General features: G+C 64.7%; 19 protein-coding genes. 9 read left to right on the top strand and 10 right to left on the bottom strand.

Features of this window, described 5'->3' with window-relative positions:
* Positions 1 to 12 precede the first annotated feature (12 nt).
* From HH308_RS30465 to HH308_RS30215, 3 genes are all read left to right on the top strand, one after another.
* Positions 13 to 1,686, top strand: a complete 1,674-nt coding sequence (locus tag HH308_RS30465) for a sigma-54-dependent Fis family transcriptional regulator (RefSeq protein ID WP_170195381.1) — start codon at positions 13 to 15, stop codon at positions 1,684 to 1,686.
* Positions 1,687 to 2,207: 521 nt separating this feature from the next.
* Positions 2,208 to 3,683, top strand: coding sequence for an aldehyde dehydrogenase (locus HH308_RS16805; protein ID WP_170195380.1), 1,476 nt, complete (start codon positions 2,208 to 2,210; stop codon positions 3,681 to 3,683).
* Between the two features lie 10 nt (positions 3,684 to 3,693).
* Entirely contained in the window at positions 3,694 to 4,107 is a 414-nt protein-coding gene (locus HH308_RS30215; protein WP_170195379.1) for a cupin domain-containing protein, read from the top strand.
* 84 nt (positions 4,108 to 4,191) lie between these two features.
* Here the strand turns inward: HH308_RS30215 and HH308_RS16795 are convergent, their stop codons facing one another.
* The 8 genes from HH308_RS16795 to HH308_RS16760 form a co-directional block, all read right to left on the bottom strand.
* Complete coding sequence (locus tag HH308_RS16795) at positions 4,192 to 5,001, bottom strand: CbtA family protein (protein ID WP_170195378.1); 810 nt, start codon at positions 4,999 to 5,001, stop codon at positions 4,192 to 4,194.
* Positions 5,002 to 5,029: 28 nt separating this feature from the next.
* A complete protein-coding gene (locus HH308_RS16790) occupies positions 5,030 to 5,254 on the bottom strand; it encodes a CbtB domain-containing protein (RefSeq protein WP_170195377.1) in 225 nt (74 codons plus the stop codon).
* 1 nt (position 5,255) lies between these two features.
* Positions 5,256 to 5,699 carry a nitrile hydratase accessory protein gene (locus HH308_RS16785; protein WP_170195376.1) on the bottom strand — a complete coding sequence of 148 codons (444 nt, stop codon included), beginning with the start codon at positions 5,697 to 5,699 and terminating at the stop codon, positions 5,256 to 5,258.
* Complete coding sequence (gene nthA / locus HH308_RS16780; protein ID WP_170195375.1) at positions 5,696 to 6,295, bottom strand: nitrile hydratase subunit alpha; 600 nt, start codon at positions 6,293 to 6,295, stop codon at positions 5,696 to 5,698. The genes HH308_RS16785 and nthA overlap by 4 nt, the downstream gene beginning before the upstream one ends.
* Positions 6,292 to 6,999: a nitrile hydratase subunit beta gene (gene nthB, locus HH308_RS16775; protein ID WP_170195374.1), complete on the bottom strand. Its 708-nt coding sequence runs from the start codon at positions 6,997 to 6,999 to the stop codon at positions 6,292 to 6,294. Before nthB ends, nthA begins: the two co-directional genes overlap by 4 nt.
* Positions 6,996 to 8,540, bottom strand: a complete 1,545-nt coding sequence (locus HH308_RS16770) for an amidase (protein WP_170195373.1) — start codon at positions 8,538 to 8,540, stop codon at positions 6,996 to 6,998. The genes nthB and HH308_RS16770 overlap by 4 nt, the downstream gene beginning before the upstream one ends.
* Positions 8,541 to 8,665: 125 nt before the next feature.
* Positions 8,666 to 10,045 (bottom strand): ABC transporter substrate-binding protein, encoded by a 1,380-nt coding sequence (locus HH308_RS16765; RefSeq protein ID WP_312870648.1) that lies wholly within the window; start codon positions 10,043 to 10,045, stop codon positions 8,666 to 8,668.
* Between the two features lie 53 nt (positions 10,046 to 10,098).
* Positions 10,099 to 10,467 (bottom strand): ArsR/SmtB family transcription factor, encoded by a 369-nt coding sequence (locus tag HH308_RS16760; RefSeq protein ID WP_170195371.1) that lies wholly within the window; start codon positions 10,465 to 10,467, stop codon positions 10,099 to 10,101.
* Between the two features lie 223 nt (positions 10,468 to 10,690).
* Here HH308_RS16760 and HH308_RS16755 point away from each other — a divergent pair, with 223 nt between their 5' ends.
* From HH308_RS16755 to catA, 5 genes are all read left to right on the top strand, one after another.
* Positions 10,691 to 11,644: a helix-turn-helix domain-containing protein gene (locus tag HH308_RS16755; RefSeq protein ID WP_170195370.1), complete on the top strand. Its 954-nt coding sequence runs from the start codon at positions 10,691 to 10,693 to the stop codon at positions 11,642 to 11,644.
* A gap of 111 nt (positions 11,645 to 11,755) precedes the next feature.
* Positions 11,756 to 12,808: an aliphatic aldoxime dehydratase gene (gene oxdA / locus HH308_RS16750; protein ID WP_170195369.1), complete on the top strand. Its 1,053-nt coding sequence runs from the start codon at positions 11,756 to 11,758 to the stop codon at positions 12,806 to 12,808.
* A gap of 207 nt (positions 12,809 to 13,015) precedes the next feature.
* The gene (locus tag HH308_RS16745; RefSeq protein ID WP_170195368.1) at positions 13,016 to 14,119 is read left to right on the top strand and encodes a mandelate racemase/muconate lactonizing enzyme family protein; all 1,104 of its coding nucleotides are present in this window, start codon (positions 13,016 to 13,018) and stop codon (positions 14,117 to 14,119) included.
* Between the two features lie 28 nt (positions 14,120 to 14,147).
* On the top strand, positions 14,148 to 14,432 hold the full coding sequence (gene catC, locus HH308_RS16740; protein ID WP_170195367.1) for a muconolactone Delta-isomerase: 285 nt from the start codon (positions 14,148 to 14,150) through the stop codon (positions 14,430 to 14,432).
* A gap of 77 nt (positions 14,433 to 14,509) precedes the next feature.
* Positions 14,510 to 15,385, top strand: a complete 876-nt coding sequence (gene catA, locus HH308_RS16735; RefSeq protein ID WP_170195366.1) for a catechol 1,2-dioxygenase — start codon at positions 14,510 to 14,512, stop codon at positions 15,383 to 15,385.
* A 542-nt stretch (positions 15,386 to 15,927) separates the two neighbouring features.
* On the opposite strand, the gene HH308_RS16730 is transcribed toward catA, so the two are convergent.
* Both HH308_RS16730 and HH308_RS16725 read right to left on the bottom strand, forming a co-directional pair.
* Entirely contained in the window at positions 15,928 to 17,538 is a 1,611-nt protein-coding gene (locus HH308_RS16730) for an AAA family ATPase (protein WP_170195365.1), read from the bottom strand.
* A 28-nt stretch (positions 17,539 to 17,566) separates the two neighbouring features.
* The gene (locus HH308_RS16725) at positions 17,567 to 18,469 is read right to left on the bottom strand and encodes a LysR family transcriptional regulator (RefSeq protein WP_170195364.1); all 903 of its coding nucleotides are present in this window, start codon (positions 18,467 to 18,469) and stop codon (positions 17,567 to 17,569) included.
* A 201-nt stretch (positions 18,470 to 18,670) separates the two neighbouring features.
* On the opposite strand from HH308_RS16725, the gene benA reads away from it, so the two are divergent.
* Positions 18,671 to 20,089 carry a benzoate 1,2-dioxygenase large subunit gene (benA, locus tag HH308_RS16720; protein WP_170195363.1) on the top strand — a complete coding sequence of 473 codons (1,419 nt, stop codon included), beginning with the start codon at positions 18,671 to 18,673 and terminating at the stop codon, positions 20,087 to 20,089.
* Positions 20,090 to 20,098: the final 9 nt, after the last annotated feature.

Here is a 20,098-nt window from a genome sequence, read left to right as displayed (position 1 = left end):
GCGTACTCTCGTGTGATCGACAGTGCAGCGCAACCGCCCCTGCGTCCCGAGATCGACGTCTCGTGGCGCAGGTCGGTTGTGTCTGGGCTGGCCCCCGACCAGATGCCCGACTTCACCGTCGACGAGGACCTCGGCAATCGGGAGGCATTGCTGCGAGCGGCGCGACCGGTATTCGACGTCGCCGCCACTGAACTCGCCGATTCCGACACCGCGCTCATCCTCACCGACAACGATTCGCGGATCATCACGCTGAGCTATGGCGGAGTGCAGGTCGAGCGCAATCTGGCGACCATCGGCGCGGTGCGCGGATCGATGATGGGGGAGGACGTCATCGGCACGACGGCGCTGGGAACGCCGGTCGAGACCAGGTCGTCGTTGACCGTCAACGGTACCGAGCACTACCTGGAGATCTATAAGCATCTCAGCTGTTTCGGGCGGCCGATCGTGCACCCGACAACCCATCGGCTCGAGGGAATCCTGTGCATGACGGCGGTCAGCGAGCAGACTCACCCGTTGTTCGCGCCGATGGTCAACCGGCTGGTCGCCGACATCCAAGCACGGCTGCTCGACGCCGCGCAGTCGTCGCATCGGTTGGTACTCAACGCTTTTCATGCTGTCGCGCATCGACGCGGAGTCGCTGTGGTCGCGATCGGCGACGATCTGCTGCTCACCAACACCACGGCGTCGAATCTGCTCGACTCGGCGGATATCGGTGCCCTGCGGGCGATTACGAGTGATCCGAGCGGTTTGATTCCGGCGTCGATGATGATGATGTTGTCGTCGGGGCTGATCGTGTCGATCTCGGGGGAGCGGATCAACGGCGCTCACGCGGCGGCGGTATTCGTCGTCGCACCCGCGGCGGCGAAGCGCGACCCGATCCCACGTGGTGCCGGACTTTCCGCAGAGCTGTTCCCCAGCAACGACTTTCAGGTCGTCGCAGCGGGCAGCGCGCGGTCGCTGGCGGTGCTCGGCGAACCGGGGTCGGGACGCTCGGCGCAGGCGTCCGATGCCGTCGGAGATGCGGCCGCGTACCGCATCGACGTATCCGGCCGGATCGCCGCGGGTGGCGAAATCCAGGTGGCCGCAGCGGTGTCGACGGCGGCGGCGTCGGACGGGGTGCTCGTCGTAGACGGTGCGGAACTGTTGGGAGACAACGACATCGCCCTGCTCAGGCGGGTGATCACCGAACGTCGCGTGCCGGTGGTGCTCACCGGTCCGCCGGTGGCCGAGTTGCGGCCGGCCGTCGCTTCGGTGGTGGCGATGTGCGACGAGCAGATCGCGACGACGCCGTTGCGCAACCAGCCGCATCGCATCGCGACGCTCGCTCAACACTTCCTCACCCGGCACGCCGACAAGGCGAAGTTGGGTGCCGGCGTGGTGGACGCCCTTGCGGCGCACGAGTGGCCGGCGAATCTCACCGAACTCGATCGGGTGATCGCAGCGGCGGTCGACAGCGCGAGTTCACGTGGATCGCGACTGCTGGAGGTGTCCGACCTGCCGGCTCGCTACCGCACCAGTAGCCGGTCGGCGTCGTTGACCGTGCTCGAGCGAATGGAACGGCAGGGGATCGTCGACGCGCTTGGCGAGTGCCGGGGAAACAAGGCGCACGCCGCGAAGCTGTTGGGAATCAGCCGCAGCACGCTTTACGTGCGGTTGAAGGCGCTGGGAATCGAGCCTCCCGGGTGAGCTAGTGCCGTCGTGCGAGGCGCCGTGCTGAGCGAGGAACGAGTCGAAGTATACGAGCTCGCCGGTATATCGAGATCCAGTGCGACGGATGCTCGGCGTGGCCGAATGTGGTGGTTCGGTGTGGAGTTCGGGTCGCCGGCCCCTCGTTACACCGAAGCTCGTGCCTCGCTTCGGCACTCGGGGAGCGGAAGTTGCCGGCCCCTGTAAGGAAGATGCCATGTCTCCGCAGTTCAGAGGTTTGACTGGACATGGCATCTTGCATTATCGCGTCCACCAGCGAAGCGGTGTCGAGGCTCGTTACACCGAAGCTCGTGCCTCGCTTCGGCACTCGGGGAGCGGAGGTCGACTGCCCTCGTTCACCGAAGCTCATGCCTCGCTTCGGCACTCGGGGAGCGCAGGTCGCCGCCGCGCAGTGATCGCAAACAACACTGTCCGACATCCGGACAGTTACCGCACACTTCCGGCGGCCACTATTGACGCACCATCCAGTGACGTCAATCACATCAAAGGAGTCGTTCATCATGACTGCGACGACAGCAGCTCCCACCGCGTCGAACAACATCACGCATAACGCGTTCTTCATTGGCGGCCAATGGCGCGCGCCGGAGGGCTCCGGCCGGATCAGTGTGATCTCGCCGAACTCGGGTCAGCAGATCGGCGAGGTGCCCGACGGCGTCGAAGCCGACATCGATGCCGCGGTTGCGGCTGCGCGTGCGGCGTTCGACGATCCGTCGGCATGGTCGGGACTGCCGGCGTCGGAGCGGGCTGCCGCGCTGATTCGTCTGGCCGACGAAATCGATTCGCGCAAGGAACAATTCGCGGCTCTGGTATCGGCGCAGAACGGTATGCCGATCACCGTGGCGAGCCAGTTGGAGGCGGTGTATCCGGCGACGCTGCTGCGTTACTACGCGGGTTTGATCGCGGCGCAGACCGACGACATTCGCGAAGGAATGTTCGGCGGCGTGGTCGAGGTCAGGCGTGAGCCGATCGGTGTCGTCGGCGCGATCGTGCCGTGGAACTTCCCGCAGACGCTGGCGGCGTTCAAGTATGCGCCGGCGCTCGCCGCGGGATGCACGCTGGTGATCAAGCCGTCGCCGGAGACGGTTCTCGACGCATATCTGCTGGCTGAGGCAGTGGAGGCGGCGGGACTGCCGGCAGGCGTCGTCAACATCGTTCCGGGCGGTCGGGAGACCGGTGCCCACCTGGTGTCGCACCCGAACATCGACAAGGTCGCCTTCACCGGGTCGACCGCGGCCGGTCAGAAGATCGCCGAGACGTGCGGGCGCCTGCTGCGTCCGGTGACGCTGGAATTGGGCGGAAAGTCGGCGACCATCGTTCTCGACGACGCCGAGCTCGACCTCGCCACCATCGGCAACGACCTGTTCGTCGCGACACTCGCCAACAACGGCCAGACCTGTTTCCTCGGCACCCGAGTGCTTGCGCCGAAGTCTCGCTATGACGAGGTCGTCGATGTGCTGTCGGCGTTCGCCGGCTCGATGGCGATCGGCGATTCGCTCGATCCGGGCACCCAGATCGGCCCGATGTCGAGTGCGCGACACCGTGAGCGCGTCGAGGGCTACATCGCCAAGGGGCGCGCCGAAGGCGGCCGGATCACCGTCGGCGGCGGTCGCCCGGACGGCCTCGACGACGGGTGGTTCGTACAGCCCACCGTCTTCGCCGGTATCGACAACAACGCGACCATCGCCCGCGAGGAGATCTTCGGGCCGGTGCTCTCGGTGATCAGCTACGACAGCGACGCCGACGCAGTCGCCATCGCCAACGATTCCGACTTCGGTCTCGGTGGCACGGTGTGGAGTTCCGATGCCGATCGTGCGCGCTCGGTGGCGTCGCGGGTCCGTACCGGAACCATCGGCATCAACCGCTACATTCCGGACCCGGTCGCCCCGTTCGGTGGGGTGAAGCAGTCGGGCATGGGCCGTGAACTCGGTCCGGAAGGCCTTGCGGCATACCAGAATCTCAAGTCGGTCTACCGGTAGGGCGAGCGACGTGAGCACTCCGACCAATCTCGTCACCGTCTCGGCCACCGACACCAGTCGACTCGGCTGGCAGGCGTTTCCGCTGCCGCAGATCAACGGTGAGATCTCCATCAAGCCGGTGTTCGACGACCCGGACACCGGAATGCAAGTGATGATGCTGCGCTACCCCGCGGGATTCACCAACACCTGGCACACGCATCCGTGCGCTCACGGAATGTACGTACTCGACGGCGTCCTCAAGACGCACGAGGGTGAATACGGACCCGGCAACTTCGTCTGGTTCGCCGAGGGCGGGTGGATGGAACACGGTGCCACCGCGGACAACGATGTGACCTGTCTGTTCGTGACGAACAAGCCGTTCGCCATCTGCTACGAGATCGACGCGGACCATCCGTACCCGATGGAGGTGTCGGCGGCAGGTTGAGCTGAACCGAACGGGAGTACGAACCGGGGCCACGACGCGTGTCGTCGTGGCCCCGGTGGGCACCCGAGGGGGATTGTCTTACATTCAGATCCGCGACAACGCCGATTCGGGTGCCGCCGAACCGCGGACCGTCGTGAATCGTCGGAGCGCCGCCGCGAACACGATCGCGATGACCGTCCACAGCAGTGCCTGATTCATCACCGAGTACGTTCGGAAGAGCGCCAGGGTCTGGGCCGGAAACCCTTGATAGACAATGGATCCGGACTGATCGAGCAGAGCCCGCGGGACCTCGTCGAAACGCGGCAGGAACTGCACCACGATACCGATGCCCGCCAGATAGCCGATGGCACCCAGCGTTGCCGACGCCAGTCCGCCGATCCGCGGCCGCAACCACAGGGCGACGGCTACGGCGACGATCATCAGCGCGAGCGACGCCAGCGTCAGGACCAAGTACGACGCCGAGCGAGATCCGATGGTGTCGGCCTCGCCGACGGCGGGTGGATTCGCCGGATATATGAACTGCGGCACCGCACATATCGCGACGAATGCGGCGGCGGCAGTGCCTGCCGCGACCCATCGTGGGTCGGTCGACGGGTACCGACGACCGAGATATGCCCACAGAACGGTGAACGCGACCGCGAACATCGCGCCGAGGGCGATCGCGAACGCCAACGAGCCGACACCTGCGCCGATGTTTTCCTGCACCGAGCGCGTGAACATCTCGTGTTCGTGTTCGTGCCCGCCGCTGAGGGCGAGTTCCGCGTGAGAGCGGCCCTGTTCGTAGGAGATCGCGGTCTGTACCTGCGGCTCGATGAACACGCGCGCAAACACGAACGAAATGACTCCCGCGAGCAGGCCGGACACCAGACCGAATCCGATGAACCTCTTCTCCATGATCTTCTCCCGTCTTCTCTAGAGCGTCTCAGTGGCAGGGGAATCCGAGGAAATGGCGAGCGTCGTGGACGAACTCGTGCACATGGGTGTCCGAGCCGAACAAGGAGACGGCGCCCTGGTCGTAGCCGACGAAGTAGTACACCAGCGCGGCTAGCGCAACGGTGAGCGCGAGAGTCAGCGCGACGCTCGCGACGCGGACGTCGGGCACGGCCCAGATGCGCGGTGTTGTCGCCGCGGTCGATGTGTAGGTCATGTCAGGCTCCTGGGTTCACTGGTTGTGCGGGATCGATGGCCACCGGCTCTAATACGGCGTGGTGGTGGTTGCGGTTGGGGGGAGTGGCCAATACTTCGTCGGTGCGCTCGCGCAGTGTGGCCGGATCGATCGAATCCGATTGTGCGAGAACTGTTTCCAACGCGTGCACCCAATGCTCGTAGTATGACCAGTCGGGGTCGGCGAGCATCGGCGCCGCGGTGGAGTGGTTCGCCTCCCACCGGGCGATATCGTCGATCAGAGCCGACTGAAACGTCGTCCAGTCGTAGTGCCCGGCCTGATGCCCCGCCACGGCGAGAGCGAATGCTCTTATCTCCCAGGGCTTTTCAAACGACTGTTCACCTGGTCGGCCACCGGGAAGCGTGCACACGAGGTCTTGTACCCAGTCACTGGTCGTCGAGTCGACGACGGTCACGAATCCACTCATGACACTGCTCCCACCGGTCCGACACCGATCATCGAATCGCGTGTCACGAGTGCGGCGAGCCGTTCCTCACTCCACCCCTCGGTGCCTGCCGGCCGCTGTGGCAGCACCCAGTAGCGCATTTCGGAACTCGAATCCCAGACGCGTATCTCGGTGCTCTCCGGAATCCGGTAGCCGAACTCCTCGGCCAGCACGCGGCGCGGCTCACGCACGATCTGCGCACGATATTGGGGCTCCTTGTACCAGTTCGGCGGCAGTCCGAGGACCGGCCACGGATAGCACGAACACAGGGTGCAGACGATCGCATGGTGCACGTCGTCGGTGTCTTCGAGCACCACCATGTCTTCTCCCTGAAGTCCGCTGGCGCCGAGTTCTTTACACGCCTCGGTGGCGTCTTCCAGCAGACGTGCGCGATATGCGGGGTCGGTCCATGCCTTCGCGACGATCTTCGCTCCCAGTTGGGGCCCCACCTCGTGTTCGTAGATCTCGACCAGACGGTCGATCATCGAGGTGGTCATCACCCCCTTCTCGATCAGGATCGATTCCAGCGCCTTCACGCGAGCGGCGATCTGTTCGGCAGTGGTCGGTTGCTCGGTCATGCGTGTGCTCCTTCGGATGTGGTGGCGAGTTCGATGTAGGGATCCCAGACGTCGAAGTAGACCGAGCCGTTCGGGTCCGCGGTCTGCGCGCCCCAGAGTTCGGCGCTGGTGAACTTCATCGTGTAGACGTGCTCGGGGTCTTCGCCCAGACCGTTACCGGCGGTGTCCGGGTAGATGAACGAACCTCGATGTGCCACAACAGTTCCCACCCGTCCGCGGGTGTAACGGGCGCGACGGGTGTGACCGAAGGGGCTGTCGCTGCGCACGCGGACGACGTCGCCGACGGCGAATCGGGGCGTCTTGTCGCACTCTCGCTGCGCAGGCGCACCGGCCGGGATGACGGCGTTCACGAAGTCGATGAGTTCGGCGGACTGTTCGTGTTCGGGCAGCGGAGCGTCGGGGTTGTCGAGAAAGTGTTGCGTGCGTCGATCGAGTTCGGCTGGATCGATGCCGCCGCGCTGTACCCCGTAGTGCTCGAACGCGTGCAGCCAGTGCTCGTAATACGGTGCCTTGAGGTACACGGCGGGATCCATCTGCTCGATGGCATGCCGGAACTCGTCGATGCCGAAATATCCTGCGCGGAAGCACGCGGAGAACATCGTGAAGACGGGCTTCTCCCATTCGGCACGGAAGACCGGCTCGGTGGCAGGCGGATTGATCGGGCCGAGGCCGTCGGTCCCACCGAGATCGAATACTCCATTCATGCGTTACTCCTTGCTACGGTCGGCACGGGGAAGGTGCCGATCTGGGTTTCCAGGGACTGCGCCACTCGAAGCACGGTGGCGTCGTCGAATCTCCTGCCGACGACCATGGCGCCCACCGGGAGTCCGTCGACCAGACCGGCGGGAACACTGCAGGCGGGATGGCCGGTGACGTCGAACGGCGCGGTGTTGGCGATCATCCCGAGCGCCTTCGCGAGGTAGGTCGGGCGGTCGATACTCGGCGCGGGAAGCTCGGTGGCGGTGTAGGGCAGGGTCGGCATGAGCAACGCGTCATAGCGGTCGAGGACCGCGTCGTAGGCCGCCCGCGCGGTGGGGACCAGGTTGCGGGCCCTGCCGTAGCCGGCACCGCCGAGTGCGGCCAGTCCGTGACGGCCGCACAACGCGACGAGTTTGACGGTCTCCGACAGTTCGTCGGCATGAGTCATCCGGCCCTTGGCGAAATACGCCATCTGCTCGGGGTCGTAGAGGCCGTCGACGTTCATGCCGTAACCGTTGCCGTCGAGCATCTGATAGGCGCCGCCGTCGGTTGCGATGACATTCCAGACGTGGAACGCGTGCAGGTGCCACGGGATGCTGACCTCTTCGACAATCGCTCCGGCGGCGCTGAGTTCACCCGCGGCCGCTCGGACGACCTCGTCGACGCGGGGATCGGACGCGTCGTGGCCGAAACCCTCTGTGACAAGCCCGATTCGAGTGCCGGCAACGCCGACGTCGAGCGAGCCCAGATAGTCGTCGACGGCCAGATCGGCGGGCTGACGAGGATCGTTTCCGTCGGCGCCTGCCAGAACGGTCAGCATGAGCGCGGCGTCGGCGACGGTCGCCGCGATGGGGCCGAGATGGTCGATGGTGCGTTCGATGGGGAAGGCACCGGTGTAGGGCACGAGCCCGAAAGTCGGTTTGTGTCCGACGATTCCGCAGAACGATGCGGGAATCCGGATCGACCCTCCCTGATCGCCGCCGATTGCCATGTCGACGTCGCCGTTGGCTACCAGGGCGGCGCTGCCGCCCGATGAACCGCCCGCTTCGCGGGTGGGATCCCAGGGGTTGTGCACCGGGCCGCTCGCGGGGGTGAAGCTCGATCCGGAGAAGCACAGATCCTCACACACGGCCTTGCCCGCGACGGTGGCGCCGGCGTCGAGCAGGCGGCTCACCACCGTCGCGTCTGTGCTGGGAACATAGCCTTCGACCGATCGCGACCCGTTCATCATCGGGACGCCGGCGACTGCGACGTTGTCTTTGATGGCCACTCGGCGGCCGGCAAGGGCGCCGTCGGCGGTTTCCGTCGAGATATCGGTAGTGACATACCATGCGCCCAAAGGGTTTTCGCTCGGCGAGGGCGTATTGTGCTGTCGCTTCGGTGCAGCGGGTGCAATCGCGGCGTACAACTCTTCGACGACGTCGTAGGAGCCCAGTGCGCCGTCGACGAGGCCGGTGAACTCCCGAGTTGTCGCGGCGTCGAAATGAAGTCCGAAATGTGTTGCGGCGGAGGCGATGTCCTCCGCAGTCGGGCGTCTTACCGTCATGGTCGCTCCTCGTTTGGGGGTACTGCGCTGGCTACGATTCACAACACTAGAAGCTCCGCGAAGTTACGTCAATACGTATCGACATATCGACTTATAGACGTCGACTGCTCGCCGGACCGGGATGGCTAAAGCGCGCGAAGTAGGCCGCCGCGTGACTCCGCGAGCAGGATCGGGCGCCGAACCGGAGGCGAATCTTCTTTTCGGACAAACATATTCGTGATCATTCGGTCGCGAATCGCGCTGCGGTCATCGGTGCCCGGTGTCGCACGCGCGTACGCCCAGATCGCCGCATACGTCGTCTGGGACAGCGAACTCAGCGGTGGAGCCGGACCGACGACGCTGGCCCGGTAACGGTTGCGTAGACCTTCGTCGCCGCTCAGATCCTGGAAGTAGCCGAACGCCGCCCACACGCCGTCGGCGTGCGAACTGCCGATGAGCTGTTGGGTCGCTTCGTCGAAGACGAGGGCGAATGTTCTTGTACGCGAGCGTAATCCCTGCTGAGCGCAGCTTCGCTCGAACAGTACCTCGTCGTGGCCGACGAGGGAGGACAGGATCAGATCGGCACCGGATCTCTCGATCGCCTCAACGGTCGCCGAGAAGTCGGTGCTGCCCATCGGAAGGTAGCTGTCGCCGGCGACCGATCCACCGCATTCGGCGATCACTCGTCGGGCAGCCCAGTGTGCGCCGTACGACCACGAGTAGCGGTGGCCGACGAAAAACCAGTTCCGCGAACCCGTTTCCATCATCAGGGCGGGAATCCCGGCGCGCACTTGTTCCAGCGGCCGTTCGCCGAGGCGGAGAAGTCGCGGGTCGGGTCGACCACCCTCGTTGAGGACGGTGTGGATCAACAGGACGTCGGTTCCGCGCAGCGCCGCTGCGGCAGCGTTGAACGTCGCCGACGTGACGCACGCGAAGATGGTGCGACAGCCGCTCCGCATCAGCCGCAAGGCCGCCGCCGCTCCGGTGACGACGTCCGACGAATCATCGCCGACCAGCAGTTCCGTCGGTGTTCCGCCGATCCCGCCGTCAGCGTTGATCTCGGCGACGGCGAGGGCGGCGACCGACTCGGTGGCCTGCGCAAAGACCGCGGCCGATCCGGATTTACTGACCAGCAGTCCGATTCGGTGGCGGTCGTTCGCCGGGAGCTCCGGGGGTGCGTAGCCGCGCTTCTGGGCGAGCCAGTTCACCCCGTCGTGGTCGATGCTCGACTCGAGAACCACGCGCGTGCCGCCATCGTCGGGATAGAACCGGATCGTCAGTCGTCCCCGCCAGGGCTGATGGTGGACGATGTGCACCGAGCGGTCCGGCTTGATCGCCCCGACGTAACCGAGGAGCGTGATCGGGCTTCCGGCGGGCCCCTGTGCTGATGCGTCGCCTACCGGCAGCGCGACCGAGACCGCGGCGCCGGGGACCAGACGCTCACACTCCAGATCGAGGAGTCGGCCCTGCGCGAGGGCGGTGAAAGCGGCGGCGGGCGGTCCCGCCGTGGTTATCTGTGCGGTCACCGAGAATGCGACCATGTCTACCGCCCGCCTGTGGATGAGAGGGTTGCGCGGGGCTACGCGTTACGACGCCCCGCGGCGTCGTCGACGGTGGCGCCCGGAGGCGCTTGTTCGACTCGTGATTCGGTACCTGCGCTCAACGCACGTTCCAGTACGCCGTGGAGGAATTGCAATGCGTCATTCGCGGGCCCGGCGGGGTCGATGGAGAAGAGCCGATTGCGGCCCTCGCGGCGCTCGACGATAACGCCCGACAGGCGAAGCGCTTTGAGGTGGGTGGACACCGTGGTGCGTCCGACGCTGGTGATCTGATCGCTGATGAAACCGGCACTGCATTCGCCGTGCGTGGCGAGAGTGTCGAGAATCTGTCGTCGGACTTGATCGGCCAGTGCCGCGAAGGCCAGCTCCTGGTTTCGCTGCGTCGTCACGGTTGTCGCCTAACCCTTTCGTGCGATCGTCGCACCTGATATGTCGATATGTGTCAACATATCGTAAGCAGGGCGCTGAAGCCAAGGTCGGAACCTCCTGTCGTCAGTCGCGTCGAACGTCTGGGTATATCGTCGGTCGTCCACGACGGGCGTTCTTGTCGCTGCGCGCCAAACAGTTGATCGTCAGCGCCGTGTACGGTCGACCAGGTCAGTGAGGTACACCATGCTCGTTCGATCCGGATTCGCGCTCCCCACGCGTACCACCAGAACCGCCGACTGGGCGGAGATGCTGCGCGAGCACTTCGTGTCGCTCGACGTCTCGGACGTCGTCGAAGCGCCCCGGTTCAGCGGAGCTGTCCGAACATCGCAGTACGCCCACCTCAAGGTGTCCACCGTGACCGCGACGGAACAGCGAATAGCGCGCAGTGACAACCTGATTCGGTCTGACACGAGCGCATACCTGCAGCTCGGAATGGTACGACGAGGCAGGGCCGTCGTGCGTCAGCACGGCCGAGAGTGCGTGTTGGATGCGGGTGACTTCACCCTGTACGACACGACGAGTCCGTTCGACTGGTGTCTTGCCGGGCACCCCGACGACGCATCGTGGGGACTGGAGGTGTTTACCTGGCCACGAGCCGCGCTGTCCTTCACCGATTCCGACATTCGCGACTTGACCGCCGTCGCGTTCGACGGACGGGCCGGTGCCAGCGGGCTGCTGGCCCGGTTCCTGCACGACATCGTCGTATCCCGGCCGGTGGCCGACGTCGACGGGCCCGGTCAGGCGGTCGTCGAGGAAGTCGGGGATCTGGTCCATGCCATCCTGCGGGGTGCGGTTGGACAGTCGACTCCCCACTCGAGTCTCTACCGTGCGGCGGTGGAGTGGATCGATGACAACCTGGCCGATGACACGCTCGCTCCGCCGGGTGTTGCCGCAGGAGTGATGGTGTCCACTCGGCAGTTGCACCGCGCGTTCGCCGAACAGGGCACGACGGTGGCGCGAACCATCCGTGCCCGACGACTGGAGCGATGCCGCCGTGACATCGTCAGTTCGGGAAACGGCAGGTCTCTGCAGGAGATCTCAGCCGACTGGGGGTTTCGTGATCTCGCGGTGTTCAGTCGTGCCTTCAAGCAGGAATACGGTCTGAGCCCGCGCGATTACCGCGCGGCCGTCAGGTGAGGCGTGGGTGGGCACGGATCGTCAATTTCTCGTCGCTGTCCATCAAATAGCTTGTCGCACAACGTCGTAACTTCAAGGTGCTCAGCCCGCACACCGTTGAAGGAGTACCTCGTGGAATCAGCTATCGACACCCATCTCACCTGTCCGCGCACCTTGACCCGACGAGTTCCCGATGACTACCGACCACCGTTTCCGATGTGGGTGGGTCGTGCGGACGAGTCGCTGACCGACGTCGTCATGGCCTATCTCGGGGTGCAGTACCGCGACCCGGACCGCAAGCGGGCCGCGCTCGACGTCGTCGCGCTCATCGTCGCGAGCTTCGACGGAGAACACCGTCCCGATCACCACGACGTGACGTGGCACGTCGACGCAGACGGGTTCGACAATCTGATCGTCGTGGGTTACTGGCGAGATCCAGCCCAGCACTGCGAATGGCTGCGCAGTGCGGCGGTCGTCGATTGGTGGGATTCGCCCGAACGCCTCTCCGACGGCCTCGGGTACTTTCGCGAGACCATCGCTCCGCGCGCGGAGCAGTTCGAGACGCTCTACGCATTCACCGACGATCTACCCGGGGTGGGCGCGGTCATGGACGGTATCAGCGGCGAGATCGAGGAGCACGGGTACTGGGGATCGATGCGTGACAGATTTCCGATCTCCCAGCATGACTGGATGTCGGCGGCGGGGGAGTTGCGTATCGTCGCGGGCGATCCCGACGTGGGTGGCCGCGTAGTCGTCGCCGGACACGACAACATCGCGCTCATCCGATCGGGACAGGAGTGGCGCGCGGCGCAAGCCGAGGAGCGTTCGCTCTACCTCGACGAGATCCTTCCGACGCTGACGGCGGGGATGGACTTCTTGCGCGACAACGGCGCGGCGGTCGGCTGCTACAGCAATCGATTCGTGCAGAGCATCGATGCCGACGGCAACCTCGAAGACGAGAGTTACAACATCGGGCACTGGCGGTCACTCGATCGGCTGGAACGCTGGGCCGAATCCCATCCGACCCACCTTCGGATCTTCACCACCTTCTTCAAGGTGGCCGAAGGGCTGGACAAACTCCGCCTCTACCACGAAGTGTCGGTCGCCGACGCGAAGAATCAGGTGTTTGAGTACATCAACTGCCATCCGCGAACCGGCATGATGCGTGATGCGATTCGGAGTTGAGTGGAGATCTCACTCGCAGGCCGACGGACCCGACGATTTCGTCGGGTCCGTTGGCTTTCCCGCTCCTATTGATAAATACTGCTGCTCAATAACCCGAATTTAGGTTCTTGTTCTGTATGGATCTCGGTTCTACGCTTGTCTCTAGTGGCCCATATCACAGGGGCCTGGGCATCGAAATCGACTGATTCTCCGGAGGATGAGCACGCAATGAAGATCACTGCGGTAGAGGCCATACCCTTCGCCATCCCGTACCTGAAACCACTGCGCTTCGCCTCCGGTGAAGTCCACGTCGCCGAACATGTGCTCGTCCGCATCCATACCGAAGACGGCATCGTCGGCGTCGCCGAAGCTCCCCCGCGCCCGTTCACCTACGGCGAGACGCAGAAGGGCATCGTCGCTGTCGTCGAGGACATCTTCGCCCCCGACGTCGTCGGGCTGACGCTCCTCGAACGCGAAGTGGTGCGCGCCCGACTGGACCGCACCGTGGGTAACCCGACGGCTAAATCCGCTGTGGACATGGCGATTTGGGACGCTCTCGGCAAGACCCTCGACCTGGCGGTCACCGACCTGCTCGGCGGGTACACCGATCGACTTCGGGTTTCGCACATGCTCGGATTCGCCGAGCCGGCCAAGATGGTCGCCGAGGCCGAACGCATGCGTGAGCGCTACGGCATCAGCACCTTCAAGGTGAAAGTGGGGCGTCGTCCGATCAACCTCGACGTCGACGTCGTGCGCGCGTTGCGGGAGCGGTTCGGCGAAGATATCGATCTGTACGTCGACGGCAATCGCGGTTGGACCGCGGCCGAGTCGGCCCGCGCGATGCGGCAGATGGACGACCTCGGGCTGCTGTTCGCCGAGGAGCTCTGCCCCGCCGACGACGTGCTGGGCCGACGCTGGCTCGTCGAACAGGTCGACGTCCCGTTCATCGCCGACGAATCGGTGCCCACGCCGGCCAACGTCGCCCGTGAGGTTCTCGCCGGCGCCGCGACCGCGGTCAGCATCAAGACCGCCCGCACCGGGTTCACCGTGTCGCAGCGAGTGCACCATCTCGCCGAGAGTCTCGGCCTCGACATCGTGATGGGCAACCAGATCGACGGCCAGGTCGGCACTGCGGCGACCCTCGCGTTCGGCGCCGCGTACGAGCGCACCGCGCGCCACGCGGGCGAACTGTCGAACTTCCTCGACATGAGCGACGACTTGCTCACCCGTCCACTGCAGATCGTCGACGGCTATCTGCATCGGCTGTCCGGCGTCGGACTGGGGATCGAGATCGACGACGAGAAACTCGCCCGCTACCGGACCGACAAGTGAACGTCTCCACGAGAAGGATTTGACCGCAATGCTTTTCCACGTTCGGATGGATGTCTCCATCCCCCACGACCTCGACCCGGACACCCGGGCCGACACCGTCGCCCGCGAGAAGGCCTACTCGCAGGAACTGCAACGCGCGGGCAAATGGCCGCATATCTGGCGGATCGTCGGTGAGTACTCGAACTTCTCCATCTTCGACGTCGCCGACAACGACGAGTTGCACGCCATCCTCTCCGGATTGCCGTTGTTCGCCTATATGGACATCAAGGTGACGCCGCTGGCCACGCACCCATCCGACATCGCCGCAAGCTGAGTACCACCCCGGAAAGGCAGCCCCTTTCCGGTCAACACAGAAACAACACAGCAGAACGAGAAACAAGGGAGTTCGACATGACCGACACCAGCTTTGATTCCGAAGTCAGCGCGAAGGCGGCCGATTCCGGCGCAAACGCCTCGGCCCAGTTCCAGGAGCGGATGGCCGCCGCGGGCGGACGTTCCGGCGTCATCGACACCCAGCGCGTGAGCTATCTCGCCGGCAAGGTGATCAAGGCCATCAACGACACCGTCCTCGACGACAAGGTCAGCTACGAGGAGTACAACGCACTCAAGGCATGGCTGATCAAGGTCGGCGAAGACGGCGAGTGGCCGCTGTTCCTCGACGTCTGGCTGGAGCACTCGGTCGAAGAGGTCGCCAATGCCGACCGCGAGGGCTCGAAGGGCACCATCGAAGGCCCGTACTACATCGGCGGCTCGCCCGAATTGTCTTGGAACGGAACGATTCCCATGCGCGACGGCGAGCCGGGAACCCCGCTCGTGTTCGCCGGCCAGGTCCGGTCGGTCGACGGCCGTCCGCTGGCCGGAGCCAAGCTCGAGTTGTGGCACGCCGACGATCTCGGCTTCTACTCGCAGTTCGCTCCCGGCCTGCCCGAATGGAACCTCCGCGGCACGTGGATCGCCAACGACGACGGCAGGTTCGAGATCCACACGCTGCGTCCCGCGCCGTACCAGATCCCGACGGAGGGCGCCTGCGGCCAGTTGATCGAGGCCGCCGGATGGCACGCCTGGCGCCCGGCTCACCTGCATTTCAAGGTCAGCGCACCCGACCATCAGCTCATCACCACGCAGCTGTACTTCCCGGGCGACCCGCATAACTCGGACGACATCGCGTCGGCCGTCAAGCCCGAACTGATGCTCGACCCGCAGGACAACCCCGACGCCGAGGGCGAGATCACCTACTACGACTTCGTGATGGCCCCCGAACAGTAGGTCCCGCAACAGTCACCGGCCCGGCGTCGCATTCGACGCCGGGCCTGTTCGTGGAGCGGTGGTTACTTGCTCCGTGAGCGCCCGGCTCCCCGAGTGCCGAAGCGAGGAACCGCTCCGCACAACCACCCCGCTCCCAACCCGGTAATGTCGGCGCGCAAAACCACCCCGCTCCCCGAGTGCCGAAGCGAGGAACGAGCTTCGGTGTATCGAGGGGTCGGCGAGACAGCAATCCACGTCGGGGACGAATCACTATCCGCAGGGCAGATGACACCGACCGGACGCACCATCCTGCCGCCATGAAGACTTCCGATGGCTCGTCTGCTCACACACGTTCGCAATCGTCGCTTTTCGGTCGCACAGGTAGTCACTTCGCGAGTTCGTCTCACCAGACCCCTCGTTACACCGAAGCTCGTTCCTCGCTTCGGCACTCGGGGAGCGGGTGTGATCGCACAACGAGCTCGCGAGTTTTCGGTGTAATGAAGGGGCGGCGAGATGTCATGCCAACGCAACCAGCCGCGGTACTCCCGGTCCGCTGGTAAGCCCTACCGGTCCTCCGACCGCACGTAATGCAGCCCGCGGAATCGGGCACTGCTTTCGAACACCGACGCGTCCAACTCGACGTCCCGATGCGCTGCCATCCGCAATGCCAAGCGCAGCAACATCTTTATGTCTCGTGGTGTGATGTCGGGGAAGCCGCCGACGAGGTCGTCGAGCAGCGTGTCGTCGAGCACCACATCGTTTCCGGCGGCGAGAATCGTCCACACCTGGCGGGCGTCGTCGGGACCGGGCGGCTGATACTCGATGACGGCGGCGCACCGCGCGAGGATCGCCTCGTCGACGCCGTCGATCCGGTTGGTGGTCAAGAACAGGAGACCGTCGAAGTACTCGAGCGTGCGCAGGAATTCGGCGACGATCGCGTTCTGTCCCAAGTCCATTCCGCGTTCCATCACGAACACGTCGGCCTCGTCGAGCAGCAATACCGCATCCCAACGTTTAGCGCGGTCGAAGATCACCTCGAGGTTCTTGCGCACCAGCTCGGCGGTGATGCCCAACGACCCCGAATGAATCGAATACAGCGGCCGCCCAGTCACTTCCGCGTATACCTCGGCGGTCAGCGTCTTTCCGACGCCGGGTCGCCCCATCGCCAGAATCACATTGCCCGCGGCCTTGCCGTCGATGATGTCGCCGGTGAACACCGAGATGTCGGTGGTGAGAATGTTGAGCAACTCGCGCTGGTCGTCGGGCAGCACCAACTTGTCCTGCAGATGTGGATCGTACTGGTAGGGAACAAGATCCCCGGTGTTCACGTCCAGAAAATCCTGTGCTCCGAGGTCGAAGACCCGCACCGCGGTGATCACCGGAACCGTGCCGAAACCACCAGCGCCGTTGCCGTGCGGTTCGGCGGCGACGTCGGCGAACAACACCGACGGTGCCACCATCCGAAGTGCCGCAATCTCATTGGGCGCGACGTCGTGCACGACCTTCCGGTTCTCCCGGCGGTTGGGGGACCGGTAGTCGTCGGTCCGGATGGCTCGGCCGGAGAACCGGTATTGCGCCCCGAATCCGTCGTCGATGATGCGCGCGAACTCGTCGCGTCGAGCCTGATACTCGGCCTTCAGCTCGGCTGTCTCCTTGTAGGCGCCGCCGGCGAGCAGTACGTCGGCGGGGGTCTTCCCGGCGATCTCGGTCTCCTCGAAGTACAGCAATCGTGGTGCGCGAGAAGGACGTTTGACAGTCGGGTTGTCGGCCTCCATGGTGAATTTGATCCGCGGGCCCCGGGTCCGGTCGGCATGCTCCATGGTGATGTTCATGACCAAGTACGGATGCAGGTACCCGTCGGATTCACGGACATAGAGCCAGCCGTCGATGATGTCGTGCCGAAGGAAGGAGCGGAAGATCTCCGTGGCGGCGTCGATGTGCGGGATCACGGGGAAGTCGCCGGATCGGGCCGATCGGATCGCCGATACCGCCCGCGCGAACGAGGCGTCGGAAACCGTTGTGGCCGTGGACGCGAGGTCGGCGAGCGCGACATCGGTGAGGTCGTGATCGGCGATGCTCATCTCCGGTGACCGCCATGACTTCGCCTGACGCCGGGCCGCGGCGAGATCGTCCGACGCCGTCGCCGCGACGAGTTCGGTGGGAGCTATCAGCATGATGGTCCTTTCCTCGGAGCCACGTGACTCAGTGGCCTGCCGACGCCGCGTCGGCGGCGTACAGCGACTCGATCAGCCTGCCGACCGCCTCGACGAGCGGGTGGTCGTTGCTACGCCGCCAGGCGAGCGCCAGCTCCACTTCACCGGCATCGGGCAGATCGCGAATTACCAAGCCGTCCAATGGAAGTGACCGAACCGATGCCGGCACCACGCCGACGCCGAGTCCAGCGGTGACCAGGGCGAGCAGGACCGCGGTGCCCGGAGCCTCGTGCTCTCGATGCGGAGTGAAGCCGGCCTGCCGACACGACCGCAACAGCACCGACGTCACCGCCGACTCGCGGTTGCCATACATCACGAACGGCTCCGATCGCAGATCGGCAAGTGACACGACGGGTTCGGACGCGAGGCGGTGTTCGGCCGACACGGCGAGCACCAGCGGCTCGTGAGCGATGGTGCGCAGTTCGATGTCCTCGCCGATCGCCGGCGGCCGCAGAATGCCCAGTTCCATTGTGCCGCTGCGTAATCCATTGCACTGTTCGGGCGTCAGCATGTCGGTCTGAATCTGCAGGGCGACGCCCGGCAGCTCTTGCTGCATGGTCCGCGCGATCTGCGGGAGGTGGGAGAAGGCGGCTGTGCCGGTGAGGCCCAATCGGATCAGGCCGCTGCGACCGTCGGCCAGGCGTCGAACACCGTGCACCGCGTTGTCGACGGACGCCAGGATCCGCTCCACCTCGTCGCGGAAGTATTCGCCGGCCGGCGTCAGCGCGACCTGGCGGGTTGTGCGGGTGAACAGCGCAACGTCGAGCTCGGCTTCGAGCTGCCGGATCGCGTACGACAGTGCGGGCTGGGCCACGTGTAGGCGTTTCGCCGCTTGGCCGAAGTGGCACGTGTCGGCGACCGCGGCGAAGTAGCGGAGATGGCGTAGTTCCATCGGTCCTCCCTCGAAGCTGTCCGACACTCTTTGTAGCGTACGTCGCATCATAAATAAAGGAGAAGTACTTTGATTGCTCGGTTTCATAATCAGCATCGATCAATTTCACCCTGGTGTAGGCCTAGGGTTTTGCCTAGTGTGACGACCCCCACAAGGTGACAGTGTCGAAGTCAGCCCACCTCGACAGCCTTGGAGGTTTTGATGACCGCAACCGTCCCCACCACCCCCCTTCCCACTCACCACGAGCATCTGGCATCGGTGCTGGCCGACGCCGTGATCGACGATCGCGCCGCGGGCGTGTACCGCGCCAACCGCAGGATCTTCACCGACGAGGAAATCTTCGAGCTCGAGATGAAGCACATCTTCGAGGGCAACTGGATCTACCTGGCCCACGAAAGCCAACTGCCTGATCCCGGCGACTACTTCACCGCCTACATCGGCCGCCAGCCCATCGTGATCACCCGCGACAAAGACGGCGAACTGCACTGCCTGATCAACGCGTGCGCCCATCGCGGAGCGATGATCTGCCGCAAGAAGACCGACAATCGCACCACGCTCACCTGCCCGTTCCATGGCTGGACGTTCCGCAACGACGGCACCCTGCTCAAGGTCAAAGACCCCGACGACGCCGGCTATCCAGAGACCTTCAACGTCAATGGCAGCCACAACCTCACCAATGTCGCACGCTTCGAGAGCTACCGCGGATTCCTCTTCGGCAGCCTCAACCCCGACGTCGTCTCGCTCGGCGAGCATCTCGGTGACACCACCAAGGTCATCGACATGCTCGTCGACCAGTCGCCCGACGGCCTGGAAGTGCTGCGCGGATCGTCGACCTACACTTACGACGGCAACTGGAAAGTCCAGGCGGAGAACGGCGCCGACGGCTATCACGTCACCGCGACGCACTGGAACTATGCCGCGACCACCTCGCGCCGCAACAGTGGCGAGTCGGCCAACAGCACCAAGACGCTCGATGCGGGCAGTTGGGGCAAGGCGGGCGGCGGTTATTGGTCCTACCCCAACGGCCACCTCTGCCTGTGGACGTGGGCTGCCAATCCGCAGGACCGTCCGCTGTGGGATCGCGAAGAGGAATTGAAGGAGAAGTTCGGAGATGCCAAGGGCGAGTTCATGGTTCGCGGATCGCGCAACCTGTGCCTGTACCCGAACGTGTATCTGATGGACCAGTTCTCCACGCAGATCCGCCACTTCCGCCCGATTGCGCCGGACAAGACCGAAGTCACCATCTATTGCATCGCACCCAAGGGGGAGAGCGACGAATCGCGCGCATGGCGAATCCGGCAGTACGAGGACTTCTTCAACGCTTCGGGCATGGCCACTCCCGACGACCTCGAGGAGTTCCGCTCCTGCCAGCTCACCTTCCGCGCCGAAGCCGCACCGTGGAACGACATGAGCCGCGGCGCGGAGCACTGGCTGACCGGGCCCGACGAGGTAGCCAAGAAGCTCGACATGAACGGTGTCATCTCTGCCGGATTGAAGAACGAGGACGAAGGGCTCTACCCGGTGCAGCACGGCTATTGGCTCTCGGCGATGCGCAACGCGCTCGACGTCGAAGAGCAAGCCACAGCGGGTGCCCCGCATGCGGGCAACGCGACGGCCTGAGAGGAACAC

It is taken from the genome of Gordonia asplenii, assembly GCF_012933505.1.
Classification (GTDB): Bacteria; Actinomycetota; Actinomycetes; order Mycobacteriales; family Mycobacteriaceae; genus Gordonia; species Gordonia asplenii.
Note: the sequence above shows the minus strand (reverse complement) of the source record. Positions and strands in the feature narration are given on the sequence as shown.